The organism is Syntrophales bacterium (assembly GCA_030655775.1).
In the GTDB taxonomy this organism is placed as follows: Bacteria; Desulfobacterota; Syntrophia; order Syntrophales; family JADFWA01; genus JAUSPI01.
The window spans coordinates 1-15,276 of record JAUSPI010000184.1; the positions used below are offsets into that span (position 1 = coordinate 1).

Below are 15,276 nucleotides of genomic sequence, written 5' to 3' on the forward strand. Positions count from 1 at the left end.
GGCGGGATATAGCCGGCTCAAGGGTAACGGTTTGTTGAATACGCTGAATCATTGTCGTCGAAAATTGTTGTCCATAAATTCGCATGATCGTAGTATGCCATGCATTACCCCCGGTGTCAAGTGTGTATTAAGACCAGCCACCGGGGGAGGGGAATTTCGACTTTTTACGAACTTATCAAAGTTGATTTTCACAGAAAAGGGTATAAATATACCCTTTTCCGGTAACGTATAATCATGTGTGGGTTTAACTGATATCTCTATCAGCCGCAGCACCCGCCGCCGCATGAACCACCACCAGACATATTTGAGTTGATGGAAAACCCTGAGCCCCTTGACGTGGTAACAAAATCTATGTTGATAGGTTTTGCCAGTTCAAACAACTGTTCATTTATCACGTATGTGATGTCGTCTTCTTCAAAAACCTTATCCCCTTCCTTTGCCTCATCCAGAGACATTCCCAGAGAGGGACCTGCTCACCCGCCCTCGGAATACGCCAGCCGTATCGGTAGCGTCTCCTGCTTCGATTCGAGGATTTGTTTAATCATATCCTGTGCCTTTTCTGAAACTTCAAACATTCTACATGCTCCTTTTTATTTTCTATTTGTTTTGAATAAACCTTCCAATAAGTGCCTTATAAAATTCCATAACGCCATCTACAAGACAGTAGCAAACGCGTGAACCATCAATCTCCCCCTGTATCCACCCTGTTTCTTTCAACACCTTGAGGTGCTGGGAAACGCTTGACTGCGCCAGCGGAAGGGTATTAACAATGTCTCCGCAGATACATCTCGCTTCCGGAGGCTTGTGTGCCAGCATACGAACAATCTCAACCCGTGCAGGATGGGCAAGCCCCCTGGAAAGTTCTACAAGCATTCCCTTGCACGTCTCGAGAGTAGCTTTCTCAAGAACCCCGACGTCTGCCGGGTAATATTTATATCTATTATCATAAGCTTCCATCAGCAACTTCTTTCCCTTTAGGTTTTTTAGCCCCAATATATGCGGAAAAAACCATATTTTCAGCTCCCCTGCCGATATTCCAACTCTTAATTATCAGATCACTATGGTCTTTTCGTACAATAGAAGTTTTTTCAAAACCAAGTTCATCAAGAATCTGTCTCACCTCATCAGGTGAGATAGCTCCGGTAATTCACCCTGTGTAGGCCGAAGGGTCATCTTTAATTTCCCGGGGTATTTCGCCGGATCTCAGAACATCAGATATGCTGATGCGGCCTCCTGGTCTTAATACTCTTAATATTTCCCTGTAAACCGCCCTCTTGTCCGGAGACAGGTTTATAACACAGTTTGAAACTACTACATCTACAAAATCGTCATCAACAGGAAGGTTTTCTATTTCACCCAGCCGAAACTCACAGTTACTAACTTTGAGTTCTTCAGCATTTTTCCTTGCTATGGCCACCATCTCCGAAGTCATGTCAACGCCAATGACATATCCTTTCCCCCCCACGCTCTTTGCCGCAAGGAACACGTCGAATCCTGCCCCACTTCCCAGATCGAGCACTACTTCCCCTTCCTTTAAATCAGCTATGGCCAGTGGGTTCCCACATCCAAGACCGAGATTGGCCTTATTCAACTCCATAGCAATCCGGTCTTTCTCGTAACCAAGTGTCTCCCCATAACTCGCAATTTCAGCAGGATTCAGCAAACCACTACAACATTCCTTTGAACATCCTGATTCGGACGAAATCGCAACCCTGGAATATTTTTCTCTGACGATACTCTTAATCTTTTTGTTGTTATGCTTCACTTCACCCCCACGCATCTCCGTTTATCGTAAATCTACGATAATATAGTGTCGCTGTATCGCTATGTCAAATAAATTTTTAGTAATTATAAAAGATTTGTATTTTACAGCGCTCTTCTTGAACTGAACATCGAGCCATTTCCCGCAGCTTGCGGCGGGGAGATTCAAATGGGTGTAAATAGAAAATGGCTTGACAACAAACTGTGGATTATATGGAAACTTAAACTGAAAAATAACCGGAAGGCAACGGAATCTATCTAATTTTGCCTGAAAACCGTCCGTTAATTTTGGGATGATGGTTCTTATTCCCAAAAGGGGTAAGAGTCAGGTTATTGAAATTTTCTGTCATGCTAAGTGAAGGCAGCGGCAGGATTTTTATTAAAACTACGAAACGCCCCGCACCAACCTGGTTGAGCGGGGTTTTTATTAGGGCTGTATTCATCAATCGTCGAGGATATAAAGAGGAGACTAAGGCTTACTCACTCCTCGCAATGACCGAACCTGCAATTATGCAAAGCCTGCAAGAGGGAATCTTATGGCTATCAATATTGCGTTGATTATTATCTTGGGGCTGTGTGCAGACTATCTTTTTCGGAACATCAGGTTGCCCGGCCTGATTGGGATGTTGTTCGTTGGTGTTTTAGTTGGTCCTTACATCATGAATCTCGTCTCCCCGGAAATGACGCAAGTCTCGGGAGAATTCCGCCAGATTGCCTTGATCGTTATTCTGCTTAGAGCCGGATTGGAACTCCGCCGCGACACCCTGAAAAGAGTTGGCCGCGCCGCACTCATCATGAGCACTGTTCCGGCCATTTTTGAAATAATAGGGGTTATGCTGGTTGCCCCTATATTGTTAAGCATAACTTATCTTGAAGCAGCTATCCTCGGGACTATACTGGCGGCAGTTTCTCCAGCTGTCGTGGTACCGCTCATGATTGATTTTATGGATCGCGGTCGTGGGGCAAAAAAAGGCATCCCCACCCTGCTGCTTGGAGCGTCCGCTTTAGACGATGTCTTTGTCATTGTACTTTTCACCGTATTCTTAGGTATGTACAGTGGGAATGAAGTCCATATTTGGGCCAAGTTGGCTGATATTCCCATTTCTATTATACTTGGAATTATTGTCGGACTCGTACCAGGATATTTCCTCCTAAAACTTTTTCAGAAATATGATTGGCGCCCCCCTAAACGCACCCTGGTGGTTTTGGGTGTCGCCATTTGTCTTACCTGGTTGGAAGGTGCCTGCGAAAAATGGGTCCCAATAGCAAGTCTTCTGGGAGTTATGGCCATCGGATTCATTATCCTCGAAAAATCTGAACCCATTGCTCATATCATTTCCCGAAAACTTAAAAGCCTCTGGGTTTTTGCTGAACTACTTCTCTTTGTTCTTGTGGGTGCACAGGTAAACATCCATGTGGCATGGAAAGCAGGTCTTGCAGGCGCCGCGGTTATTCTGGTAGGCCTCATTTTTCGTAGCATAGGAACATACCTGTCTTTGCTGGGGTACGCCCCTCGACTGGAAGGAAAAGCTTTTTTGCGTGGTTGCATATGTTCCTAAGGCCACAGTTCAGGCAGCCATTGGAGCTGTACCCCTTGCAGCAGGTGTGGCTTCCGGAGAGGTTATTTTAGCCGTGGCCGTCCTTTCCATCATCCTGACTGCACCCCTTGGAGCTATTGGCATTAAATTCTTTGGAGAGAAGGTTTTGGACTACGGTGATCGTTCTACTTACAGATTTAAAGAACTCAGGGAAAAAATGGGACTCCCTCATGTGGGGGAAAGGGTCAGAAGCAAGCAATTCGGAACAGTTTGGAAAGTAATTGAACAGAAGGAAGCCTGGTTGGAAGAACCGGCAGACCCCGACAAAACCCAGGATATCCCCAGACAAGTTCCCGTTATCTATTTACGCTACTGGCATGAAAACAGCAACAGTGGTCCCGGTACGGGCAAAACGTGTTCATGCCGATACAGTCAAAAAGGCCCCTCCTTTATGGAGTACTGGGAAATCCTCTATGATTGGTAAGGGAAAACCTTACAAGAAAATGACCACAAAAAGGCCATGAATTGCGATAAGGTAAGCTGTTTGATGAAATGTTCAGTGATTTAGGAGTGATGATGTTAAGCAGCTGTCTTAACCTGGAAAATTGACGATGAAGTTATGATATTGATTCCCTGTGTGTAATTTATGGGACGGATTTATCCCTTTCCCCGTTAGCTTATTCTTCCTGTACTCTGCAACCGGCCAGCTTCGACGAAAATGAAGGCCTTCAATCAGTAATAAACACAATTCACGCCAGACGACAAATATTGGCAACACACCTAACATTTCTTGGTCAATATTTAATTGACATACAAGACCGAGTTTTTTATACTTTCGCGTCACAGAAGCAATGTCTTATGAAAAGGCTGTACTTGACACACAAACGCCTTCTTCATATACTCTGTCTACTGCGAAGCGAACTCCAATGAACAAAAACCGCAATAGAGGAGCTTTGAACATGGCAAAAAATAATTCATCAAAAAAAATAAGCAGAAGGAAATTTTTAAAAATATCCGCCTTAGCTACGGCGGGAGTTTTCACCGGTTTTCCCACCATTCAAGCATCAACGCCTACTGCCGAACTAATCCTGATAAATGGAAAAATTATTACTGTGGATGTCAAGGGCTCCATTATGGAGGGCGTGGCGGTTAGAGGCGGTAAAATCATTGATACGGGAATAGCAGAAAAAATTTCTAAATACATAGGGACCCAGACAAAAGTTATTGATCTGAAAGGAAAAACAGTAACTCCGGGATTGATTGATTCCCATGCGCACCTGCCACCATTCGGCCTGAGAGAATCCGGCGCATGGGTGAAACTCCAGGGGATGGAAACGAAGGAGGAAATCCTCGAAGCCCTTGCGCAGCGAGCCCGGATTACCCCGGCAGGCACGTTTATCAATGCCTGGGGCGTAGAGAGTCTTTCCCTCTCCTTCATGGACAAGAGGGACCTTGACAAGGTCACGTCACGCCACCCTCTCCTTGTGGTTCACACAGGGGGCCAGTGGGGCTTTGCCAACACACAGGCACTCAACGCTGCGGGGATTGACAAAAACACTGTCAGCCCACCGGGAAGCCGTGTGCAAAAAGGCAATGATGGGGAGCCAACAGGACTCCTCGTCCATTATCCCGCCCTCTACCTCGTGAGAAAGCACATGCCGATCATGAGCGACGAAGATGCGCGGGCCTCTATACGCCATGCAGCGGAACTCTATGTTAAAGAAGGGGTCACCACGATCCATGACAACTTCCTCATGGTTGCAGAAATCGGTTCGACAAAATTCATCAAGGCATACATCGATCTGGTACAAACAAAGACACTCCCAACGAGGATCAAGCTCTGGCCGTACCTTCCGAACCTCAAAGAGGCCACGCTGGTAATGGAGGACCTTTTCTCGGGAAAAGACCCGATGACTGATTCTCCTGTCCGTGAGCTCTCTGTTCTGCGCAAGCATCTGCCGGAGCTTTTTGCCGAAATGTGGGGAGGGTTGAAGATCGCCATAGACGGCGGAGGGCAGACCAGCCTCTGGTACGATAATCAGCGGGCGCTGCCACTCCATTCAACGGCAGATCTCAAGGCAATGGTGGCACTGTTTCACAGGGCAGACCAGCAGGTGAGTGTACACGCGATAGGAGACAAGGCGGTGGATCTCTTTCTTGACTCGGTCGAGGCAGCCCAGAAAGATCACCGGAGAAACGATGCCAGACATCGCATTGAGCATGCCCTCCTCCCTCGATCAGGTTCTCTGGAGCGTATAAAGAGACTGGGGGTTGTCATCTCGACGCATCCTCAATGGATTTTTCACTGGGGCAACAATTTTAGAATGAAAAACAGGGCAGTGGCAATACCTCTGAACAGTTATCTCAAGGGAGGCATTCCTGTGGCTTTTGGAGCTGATCCGCCTGCTTTTCCTTTATACCAGCCGCAGATAGCGCTCTGGCAAGCAATAAAGAGAACGACTAAAGGGGGATCACGTTTCGATTCGTCAGAAAGTATCTCCATTCAGGAAGCCTTAAAGATGCAGACGATGGGAAGCGCTTATTCGGGTTTTCAGGAAAGAGAAATCGGTTCCATTGAGACAGGCAAACTTGCCGATATGGTCGTCTGGGATCGTGATTATTACAGTGTTTCCAAAGATGAAATAAAGGATGTAAAAGCAGTCATGACCTTTGTGGGTGGAAAAAGTGTATATGAAAAGAGGGGCAGTTAATGTTCCTTTCGCATCAATATTCCTTTTTGCATTTGATCAATGAAAAGGAGGCAAAAGGGTGATCAGACTCACTACGCGGACAACAAGAATTCATTTCGTAATCATCAACATCTGGGCTTTTCAAAGTTATTTAGTAGTAGGTGCTTTCAATATCTACGTTTACGGCTGACTCCAGAACTCCCCCCTACCTTTATCCTGATTAAGATCGTATAATTTCACCCCCCGGAGACCTCACCAAACAAAGAATATGGAGGTCAACCATGTCTACAAAAGAGTCGATAACCCTGTTCAAATATTATATTCAATCAAACCACAAACGACGAACCATCGAGAGTTACAATTTCCTGTTTGACAGGTTCGGAGCAATTTATGCGCAGAGACCCTTGGATGACATCAGCCCCGATGAGATCTTCCATTTCCTGGAAACCCTCACGCAGAATCTGTCAAAATCCACAAGAAGACTCCGGTATGCTCAGATGAAAGCCTTTTACAACTTCATTATTGACCGTTGCTCTCTGAACATGAGGAATCCCTGCAACATGCCGTTGCTCAGCAAATCCTTCAGGGCGCCGAAACAGCTTCCTCACAAGATACTCGACCGGGAAACGGTGGATGAAATGATCTACAACACAAAAAGACAGCGGGACCGTTTAATATTGGAGCTTCAGGCACGGTGCGGATTGCGGGTTGGTGAATTGCTGAAGATTAAGGTATCTGATGTTTCTGACAGAACCATCATCCTACGGGAGCCCAAATCAGGCAAGGAGTCTGAAATGGCCTACATGCCGGAGAACGTATCGAGAAGGCTGGGAGAATACATCAAAGAGAAAACTCTTCAAGGAGATGAGCGGATATTTCCCATTTGCTATTCAACGGCAAGGTCTCTTGTCAAAGGACTCGGAGCCAAATTGAATGTCCATGTGTCCCCTCATGATCTCCAGAGATATTCAGCCACATATGCCAGCAGAAATGGTGTTCCTCTGGAAGTAGTATCGAAAGTAATCTTGCGGCATCAGGATTTGAAAACAACCCAGGTCTATCTCGGCAAGATCAGCGATTCAGAGGCGATCCGGTGGATGGACATTCTTCACGGAAAATAAGATTATTCAACATAATCAATTGGAACGTGGGGTCTTTGGGGCTCATAAATCGTGGCCAGGTGATCCACAATTAAACATCCTCCCATCAGAAACTGCGTATTTCATCCTGTAACATTAAACGCTCACTTGGAAAAAGATGAAGAGTTCAAACGGTACTCATTGATCCTTAAAAAACTATTGACTTAACATTCCATGTAGGTTATATTCCTTCCATGGCATGGGAAGTGGAATATACCGATGAATTTGAGGCATGGTGGATTGATTTGGACGAGGGAGAACAGATCGACATTGATGCGGTTGTCGGTATATTGGAAGAAAAGGGGCCTCATCTGCCATACCCCTATAGTTCGGATGTCAAGGGAACCAAGTATGGCTCAATAAGAGAGTTACGGATTCAGCACAAAGGAAAGCCTTATAGAATCCTTTATGCCTTTGATCCCCGTAGAACGGCCATACTTTTGATTGGTGGTAAAAAGGGGGGCGGTCAGCGTTGGTACGAAAAATATGTACCTTTGGCTGAAAGAATTTATGAGAAACATTTGAAGACTTTAAAGAATAAACAAGGGGGCGCATGATGAGCAAACCTTACTCTATACTGAGAGGAAAAATGAAGCCCGCGGCACGGAAAAAAGCAGCGGAAAAGACAACGGCGTTACTTGCTGAAATGCCTTTACAGGAATTGCGACATGCAAGGAATTTAAGCCAGGAACAATTGGCACGAACACTATCTGTCAAACAGCCTTCGGTATCGAAGCTTGAACAGCGGACGGACATGTATATCAGCACATTAAGAAATTTTATTAAGGCCATGGGAGGAGACCTGGAAATCATTGCCAGATTTCCTGATGGGTCCGTTCAGATCAAACAGTTTGAAGACATTGCTACGAAGATAAAAAAGATTAATTCCCCAGTGTAACGAGAAAGATATTCCAAGAACGTAAAAAAATCTTGGCTTCACAAACTGCTTGAGCATCGCGAGTGGAGCTCTCAAGGTAGTATGGCTTCTATCGGCCCTATCTTAAGGAGGTCATTTACCGGTACCTGGACTTCAGCCACGAGTACCTGCTTGCCTTTTCCTGTAAATCGGCGCTTTCTGCATCGTTTTCTCTCCTTTTACTCGTGATGAGAAAACGACTCTAAAACAATCTTAGCTTGGAAAATAGATCAAAGGAATGAAAAGAATGAAAGGAACTATATGGATTTCTTAAACCATGGATTGACAGGAATTAAATGAACTATATCTGGTAACATAACTATACTGGCAACATAACTTTATTATAAAGAAAAAAGGGTTACAGTTAGTTTTCTGTAACCCTTGATATAATCTGGTACCCCCGGCGCGATTCGAACGCGCGACTCCCGGATTAGGAATCCGGTGCTCTATCCTACTGAGCTACGGGGGCATATGTTAACAAAAGAGAAAGTGCTTTAGCATTATTTGAGATAGGTGTCAACACTCTCACGGAAGGTATGTTTCTATTATTCTTTTGGAAGAAAACCCGGATAATTTGAGATAATCGGCCGTCACGTCTTCAAATGCCGCTCCGGGGATCAGTCCTATCAATTCGGATTCAAGTATAGTGACACCATAACCGAAGGCCTCCTCTTTTACAGTATCGAAGACCTTGCGGATCGAAGTTTCCCTGTAATTTGTGAGATTCATTGACACCTGAACAATTTTTCTGCTGTGTAGCGGAACACCTATCGCCTTGACACCTTTGAGGCCGCCGCTTGAGTATCGTATCGATCTCGCAATATTTTGTGCAATATCAAGATTTTCGGTACCAAGATTAATATTAAAAGCAATCAGCGGGTCTCGTACCCCGACAACCGTTGCACCTCCACGGGAGTTGAAGACAGCCGGTCCCGCATCTGGAACCCATAATGGGTCGTTTATCTTTTTACGTAATCCCCTGTACCCCCCTCTCCTTATATCGGATAATTCCCTCCTTTTTAAATCCAGCGCTGCTTCGCCGTAGAAGTAGATCGGGACATTGTTTTTCTTCCCGAAGGCACGACCAAATCTATGGGCTATTTCCACTGTTTCTTTCATGCTGATGTTTTTTATGGGGGTGAAGGGGACCACATCCACGGCACCGATGCATGGATGAACACCGGAATGCTTTGTCATGTCGATTAACTCGAGTGCCCTGTCGCAGGCGGCAGCTGTCCCCCTTACGACACCGTCCGGGGTGCCGGCAATGGTCAGAACGCTCCTGTTGTGGTCGACGTCCATGCTGAAGTCAAGCACCTTAGCGCTGTCTACTTCAGACGCCGCTTCCACTATACTTCTTACTTTGTCTTTATCTTTTCCTTCACTGAAATTTGGAACACATTCAATAATTTTCATAATACCTTACAAAGCCGTCAGGCCTGATATATCCTGACTTCCGGCAGTTGGATACATGTGAGTTTACCGCCATAGACAGCCCCTGTATCAATTCCTATTTTATTCGAATCTATGAGGGGTTGTGGGAGTGGGGTGTGTCCGAAGACCACAGTTTTTCCAAAATCATAGGAAGAGTTTATAAACTCGTGCCGTATCCATATTAAATCTTCTATATCCTGTTTTTCCAGGGGAATAGCGGGTCTCAACCCGGCGTGTACGAAGATGTAATTTTCAGTTTCGTAATAAGGAAGCAGTGATGTGAAAAAGTGCATATGATTTTCCGGAACGTTTACCTTAACGCCATCGGCCGTTTCGACAACTCCATAGGATGAAATGGTATGATCTCCTCCGTTTATAAGGAATATTTCTTTATAAACGTTTTTGTCATGAAGATAGTCGAGAAACATCTGTTCATGATTTCCCAGCAGGCATATTACCTGGTTTATGTTTCTCCTGAGCTCGAGGACAAAATCGACCACGCCTTTAGAATCCGGCCCCCTGTCTATATAATCACCGATAAAAATAAGGGCATCATTTTGAGCATCAATGTCTATTGTGTCCATAATGCTCTCCAGGTTTGAAATACACCCATGGATATCACCGATGGCAAATATTCTTCCCATATTACAATCCTGAATTGCGATATGTCTTTCGATGTGAGCGTTCAACTATCGACCACGAGCAAGGTAGGGGCGGTTTTTATGCCTGGCCACAAGTGGTGGCATGTAAAATGCCACCCTACGCTGACGGCTGATAGGAAAACGCTTACCAAAAGAGGGCCTTAACGAATTCTTTACTGTTGAATCTTCTCAGGTCATCGATCCCCTCACCGATACCAATGTAGCGGATAGGGATATTCAGTTCATGGGCAATCCTGATGATGATCCCGCCCTTTGCTGTTCCGTCTAACTTTGTTAAGGCAATTCCTGTCACGCCGACTTCTTCATTAAACATCTTTACCTGTGAAACGGCATTTTGTCCGGTGGTGGCATCAAGAACAAGGAGTGTTTCATGGGGAGAACCTGGCAGTTCCCTCTCCATGATACGTTTCGTCTTTTTCAGCTCGTCCATAAGATTAACCTTGGTATGGAGCCTGCCGGCAGTATCGATAATCATTACCTCTGTTTTGCGTGACTTCGCAGAATGGATGGCATCGAAAACAACAGCGGAGGGGTCTGCCCCCGACTTTTGTTTAATAAGGGGAACATCTGTTCTTTGGCTCCATATTTCCAGCTGTTCGATTGCTGCTGCCCTGAAGGTATCCGCTGCAACGAGCATAACGGACAGCCCGCCTTTTTTAAAGCGGTGGGCCATTTTGCCGATGGTCGTAGTTTTCCCCGTTCCGTTAACCCCCAGGACCATGATGGTAAAAAGCTTATTTCTCGGGATACGCAATGGAGCTTCCCTCTCTTTGAGAATATCCATCACACTCTTCTCCATTGCTTTTCTGAGCACCTCAGGGCTGTCAAGGTCGTCCCTTTTTACGATTGATTTCATGTTGTCGATCAGATCGTAAGTAAAAGCAGGACCTACATCAGCCGTAATAAGAACTTCTTCCAGTTCTTCAAAGAGGTCATCGTCTATGATCCTCTCGCCGAGGATCATTTCATCGACACTCTTAACAAAAGACCCTCTCGTTTTGGAGAGCCCCGTCTTTAATTTTTCAAAAAAACTGTCATTTTTGCTATTGTTTTCCGGCATTTTCGAATTCCTGAATTGAACTTTCATATATAAATAACACGGACAAACAAATTTGTCCATGCCACCTGCCGACCCTACTGCTGATAGTTGAATGTTTACATCAATTGAAGCTTACGGAAACTGTGGTTGAAATGCCCTCTTTCTCCATTGTAACCCCGAAGAGGTTGTCTGCGACTTCCATGGTTTTCTTGTTGTGGGTTACCAGAATGATCTGGGAGTTTGCTGAAGTATCTTTTATTAATTGATTGAACAGAGTTATGTTTGCATCATCCAGTGCCGCATCAACTTCATCAAGTACCAAAAATGGAGTTGGACGATATAAAAGAATGGAAAAAATCAGGGCAACAGCGGCAAGGGACTTTTCCCCGCCTGACAAAAGTGTAATATTCTGAGGTTTCTTGCCGGGGAGTTGGATATCTATATCCACACCTGCATTCAGCATGTCTGTCTCATCGGTGAGCCGGAGTTCTCCTCTACCTCCCTGAAAGAGCCTGGAAAATACCTCTTTAAACCGCTGGTTAACGACGGTGAAGGTTTCTGAGAATCTTTTTCTGGATATTCTGTTGATCCTTGATATGGTTCTCTGGAGCGTATCCAGCGATGAATTCAAATCCGCAACCTGAGAAATCAGAAAATCGTACCTTTCTTTGAGTTTCTCATGTTCGCTCAGAGCCAGCAGGTTGACCTCTCCGAAATTTTCAACAGACTTCCTGTTTCTGTCGAGTCTATTTTTCAATTCCTCAATGTCAGATTCACCAAGCCTTTTAAAATGCGCTTTTAAGGCATTCAGGTCAACATAGTACTTCTTATACATGCCCTCCTTCAAGGTCTGGGCATGGAGGGATACCTCGCGGGATTCCATTTCCAGTTCATTTCTCTCTTTTGTCAAACTATCGAGGGCTTTTTTTATCTTACCGGTATCCAATTCTCTGGCTTTTAACAGCCCGTTTTTCTCTTCCCTAAAGTTCTTCTTCTTGTCGAGCTCGACTTCGGTGGTATCGTAATCGGAATAGAGGTATCCGAGGCAGTCTTGCTCCACGGCAATATTTTCCGTGATAACTTCTATATCTTTTTCAAGAGCTCTTGACTCGCTGATCTTTGAATCGATATTGTCTGATATATCAGTTATTGCATGATTCAATCGTGCCAGGGTATTGAGGTTTGCGGTCTTCTTCTCTTCAAGAGATGCTAAAAGAATCTTCTCATCGGTCAACCCCCTTTCCACCTCCTCTAACTTTCTCCGTGATTTTTCCCATTTTTCCTGCATCGAGGCAATACGATCACCGGCCACTTTTTCGGTTTCATCACGGGAAGCGATATCATTATCAATGGCGGCTATCTTTTCCATCCCCTGAACTTCTTCCTCTTTCAGGTTTTCCATGTTGAAGGCAAGGACGTTTATCCTTTGCTCGACCCACTTCCGCTCACCCTCAAATCGTTCAATATCTTTCCGGTTGCTGTTGATGCTCAACTCTAATCTGTGCAGACCAGATTTCAATTCAACCAGTTCTTCTTCCAACTGTGAGATAAGGGCGGCTGTTTTGCTTATACGGGCCTCGTCTTCTTTAAGAAGACCGGTCATGATGTCGATTTCCTTTTCGAGCTGCCCTATCTCCCTTTTGTTCCGAAGGAGACTGCTGTCGCCATTTTTTTTGCTTCCGCCGGTTAAGACACCATGGGGACTTATAATGTCGCCGTCCGGTGTGACGAATGTCCCCTCAAAGCCGTTTCTCCGCCAAAGAGATACACCGACCGTCAGATCCGGAATCAACAAAACATCTCCAAGAAGATAATCGGCGATACCTTCAAAACCTTCCCTGATCCTGACAACATCGGTCAATCTGACCGCTTCCCTGACGTCACGGTGGAAATGCCCTGAATTTGAAGAATTATTTCTTGCCTGGAGAGGGATAAAACTCCCCCTGCCCAGTGAGCGGCTCTTCAGATAATCGATCGCCTTTATACCATCTTCCTGGGTTTTTACGATGATATACTGAAGCTTTTCTCCCAGGACAGCCTCTACAGCGACTTCGTGTTCCTTCGGGACCTCTATATAATCAGCCACCAGTCCGCAGAAACACTCCGGGGATGATCCGCAATCCCTGGCCCATACTTCACCGGAGTCGGCTTTTTTCGCCTTCATGAAAGAGCGTGTTCCTTCACCGCACCACTCGTAGCCCTCCTGCAATTCCATCAGAGATGAGAGCCGAGACGACTTTATTCCTATTTCTTCCTTGAGCTTTCTGGTTCTTTGATCAATTATTTGTAAATCTTCTTTTGCCTTCTGAAGCTTATCTGTAAGAACCACTTCTTTTTTTATGAAGTCGTCAGACTTATCCATATCAAACTCGAGGGCGGATTTTAATTGAGCAAGAGAATCGCTTGCCAGGTCGAGTTTCCTCGTACTTTCTTCCATTTCCGCGGTGTAGCTTTCTGATCTTCGCTTCAGATCGTCAATCCTCTTTACAAGTTCGGCCTGCATATTTTTGAGTCTTACCTTTTCCGTAAGAATATCAACATGCTCAACCTTGCTCTCCTCCAGTTTGCTGTGAAGCGCCGCCTCTATCTCCTTCAGTTCCTCTATCCTCTCTTGACTTTTAGCGACGGAGTCCACAATATTAGCGATTCTTTCGTCCGACCCGGCCATTTTCAACTGGAGAGTGGTCAGTTCTTCTATCGTATTTTCCTTCTTGCGTTTCAGTGACTCAATCTCAGTTATGTTTTTCTGTTTCCTCATCGATATGTCGGCGATCTTTCCCTTTGAAAACTCAATTTCATGTTCCTTGACGTTTACATCGGTCTTTATTTCATAGAGTCTTTCCTGAAATCTTGAAGCCGACTCTTCATTTTCGAGGATCTCTGCCTTTAAAGTTTCTATCGACGCCTCAAGATTTATCAGTGTCGTTTCGGCCTCGGTTTTCTTGCGAACAATCGCATTATGTGCACCTTCTAACGATTTCTGTTTTTCGGCCAAATCGAAAAATGTTTGCAGCGCGAGGGAGAGTTCCGCCTCTTTTATATCTTTTTTTAGTGTTTTGTATCTTTCTGCCTTTTTTGCCTGTCTCGATATCGAATTGAGCTGTGATCTTACCTCACTGATTATATCGGCCAGGCGAACGATGTTTTGCCGTGTGGATTCCATCTTTCGAGAGGCGGCTTCTTTTCTGCCCTTATATTTTGAGATGCCTGCCGCTTCTTCGATGAATTGCCGTCTGTCCTCGGGTTTGGCCTCAATGAGATGTGCGATGTGGTTCTGTTCTACCAGAGAGTACGTCCTCGCACCAATTCCTATATCCATGAGAAATTCCCTGATATCGAGCAATCTGCAGGGTACTTTATTGATGTAATATTCACTTTCGCCATCACGGAAGGTTCTCCTTGAAATCATGACCTCGCTGCAGCTGTCATAGTCGCCCGGAAATTTATGTCCATTAGCTGCAAGGATCATTGACACTTCAGTCATACCGACGGGAAAGGCATTGTTACTTCCGTTAAATATGACATCGTCCATTTTCTTTGCGCGGAGCACCTTATGCCGCTGTTCACCCATAACCCATCGGATAGCGTCAACTATATTACTCTTCCCGCATCCGTTGGGGCCGACAACAGCACTGATTCCGTCTGAGAAATCAAGGGTACTCTTATCCCTGAAAGACTTAAACCCTATTATTTCTAATTTCTTTAGTTTCATTTAAAGACACCCATGCTAAAGCTTTGCAACAATAGTGGAGGACGAAAAACTCCGTAATTTTTTGGAATTTTAACAGAGAAAAATTCCTTTGTAAAGGAAAAATACAACAAATTGTATTCTATGAATATTAGACCACAATATGTTGTATAATAAAATTTGAAACTCCCAGCAGCAATCTGGGGAATTTTCGAAATGTACTTCAAAATCTGGATTTACCCAAAAATAGACATTGACCCTTCCAACACAGTAGGACAGGCGTCCCGCCTGTCCATAATGGTGAATCGCTTAGACAGCCGAGACGGCTGTCCTACGGGATGGGGAGGACAGACTTTATTTTCAATGTCTATTTGGGGGATTTAAATTCTCCTTGACATTAGGGGACGAT

The 15,276-nt window shown here is 45.0% G+C and carries 15 protein-coding genes and 1 tRNA gene; 6 read left to right on the forward strand and 10 right to left on the reverse strand.

Going from position 1 to position 15,276, the window contains the following annotated elements:
• Positions 1 to 260 precede the first annotated feature (260 nt).
• The 5 genes from Q7J27_09680 to Q7J27_09700 form a co-directional block, all read right to left on the reverse strand.
• Entirely contained in the window at positions 261 to 455 is a 195-nt protein-coding gene (locus Q7J27_09680; protein MDO9529417.1) for a hypothetical protein, read from the reverse strand.
• A gap of 142 nt (positions 456 to 597) precedes the next feature.
• Positions 598 to 957 (reverse strand): metalloregulator ArsR/SmtB family transcription factor, encoded by a 360-nt coding sequence (locus tag Q7J27_09685; protein MDO9529418.1) that lies wholly within the window; start codon positions 955 to 957, stop codon positions 598 to 600.
• Positions 944 to 1,120, reverse strand: coding sequence for a hypothetical protein (locus tag Q7J27_09690; protein MDO9529419.1), 177 nt, complete (start codon positions 1,118 to 1,120; stop codon positions 944 to 946). The genes Q7J27_09685 and Q7J27_09690 overlap by 14 nt, the downstream gene beginning before the upstream one ends.
• Positions 1,121 to 1,147: 27 nt before the next feature.
• On the reverse strand, positions 1,148 to 1,765 hold the full coding sequence (gene arsM, locus Q7J27_09695) for an arsenite methyltransferase (GenBank protein MDO9529420.1): 618 nt from the start codon (positions 1,763 to 1,765) through the stop codon (positions 1,148 to 1,150).
• A 21-nt stretch (positions 1,766 to 1,786) separates the two neighbouring features.
• The gene (locus Q7J27_09700) at positions 1,787 to 2,074 is read right to left on the reverse strand and encodes a hypothetical protein (GenBank protein MDO9529421.1); all 288 of its coding nucleotides are present in this window, start codon (positions 2,072 to 2,074) and stop codon (positions 1,787 to 1,789) included.
• Between the two features lie 223 nt (positions 2,075 to 2,297).
• Between Q7J27_09700 and Q7J27_09705 the strand changes: the two genes are divergently transcribed.
• The 6 genes from Q7J27_09705 (at position 2,298) to Q7J27_09730 (ending at position 8,026) form a co-directional block, all read left to right on the forward strand.
• A complete protein-coding gene (locus Q7J27_09705) occupies positions 2,298 to 3,320 on the forward strand; it encodes a cation:proton antiporter (GenBank protein MDO9529422.1) in 1,023 nt (340 codons plus the stop codon).
• Positions 3,301 to 3,783, forward strand: a complete 483-nt coding sequence (locus Q7J27_09710; GenBank protein ID MDO9529423.1) for a hypothetical protein — start codon at positions 3,301 to 3,303, stop codon at positions 3,781 to 3,783. The genes Q7J27_09705 and Q7J27_09710 overlap by 20 nt, the downstream gene beginning before the upstream one ends.
• 475 nt (positions 3,784 to 4,258) lie before the next feature.
• Positions 4,259 to 6,010, forward strand: coding sequence for an amidohydrolase (locus Q7J27_09715; protein ID MDO9529424.1), 1,752 nt, complete (start codon positions 4,259 to 4,261; stop codon positions 6,008 to 6,010).
• Between the two features lie 260 nt (positions 6,011 to 6,270).
• Positions 6,271 to 7,110 (forward strand): site-specific integrase, encoded by an 840-nt coding sequence (locus Q7J27_09720; GenBank protein MDO9529425.1) that lies wholly within the window; start codon positions 6,271 to 6,273, stop codon positions 7,108 to 7,110.
• 212 nt (positions 7,111 to 7,322) lie between these two features.
• Positions 7,323 to 7,685: a type II toxin-antitoxin system RelE/ParE family toxin gene (locus Q7J27_09725; GenBank protein ID MDO9529426.1), complete on the forward strand. Its 363-nt coding sequence runs from the start codon at positions 7,323 to 7,325 to the stop codon at positions 7,683 to 7,685.
• The gene (locus Q7J27_09730; GenBank protein MDO9529427.1) at positions 7,682 to 8,026 is read left to right on the forward strand and encodes an XRE family transcriptional regulator; all 345 of its coding nucleotides are present in this window, start codon (positions 7,682 to 7,684) and stop codon (positions 8,024 to 8,026) included. Before Q7J27_09725 ends, Q7J27_09730 begins: the two co-directional genes overlap by 4 nt.
• A gap of 410 nt (positions 8,027 to 8,436) precedes the next feature.
• Here the strand turns inward: Q7J27_09730 and Q7J27_09735 are convergent.
• From Q7J27_09735 to smc, 5 genes are all read right to left on the reverse strand, one after another.
• Positions 8,437 to 8,513, reverse strand: a tRNA-Arg gene (locus tag Q7J27_09735).
• Between the two features lie 56 nt (positions 8,514 to 8,569).
• Positions 8,570 to 9,460 (reverse strand): glutamate formimidoyltransferase, encoded by an 891-nt coding sequence (gene ftcD, locus Q7J27_09740; GenBank protein MDO9529428.1) that lies wholly within the window; start codon positions 9,458 to 9,460, stop codon positions 8,570 to 8,572.
• A gap of 17 nt (positions 9,461 to 9,477) precedes the next feature.
• Positions 9,478 to 10,122, reverse strand: a complete 645-nt coding sequence (locus Q7J27_09745) for a metallophosphoesterase family protein (GenBank protein MDO9529429.1) — start codon at positions 10,120 to 10,122, stop codon at positions 9,478 to 9,480.
• Between the two features lie 142 nt (positions 10,123 to 10,264).
• Complete coding sequence (gene ftsY, locus Q7J27_09750) at positions 10,265 to 11,200, reverse strand: signal recognition particle-docking protein FtsY (protein MDO9529430.1); 936 nt, start codon at positions 11,198 to 11,200, stop codon at positions 10,265 to 10,267.
• Positions 11,201 to 11,300: 100 nt separating this feature from the next.
• Complete coding sequence (smc, locus tag Q7J27_09755; GenBank protein MDO9529431.1) at positions 11,301 to 14,891, reverse strand: chromosome segregation protein SMC; 3,591 nt, start codon at positions 14,889 to 14,891, stop codon at positions 11,301 to 11,303.
• Positions 14,892 to 15,276 lie beyond the last annotated feature (385 nt).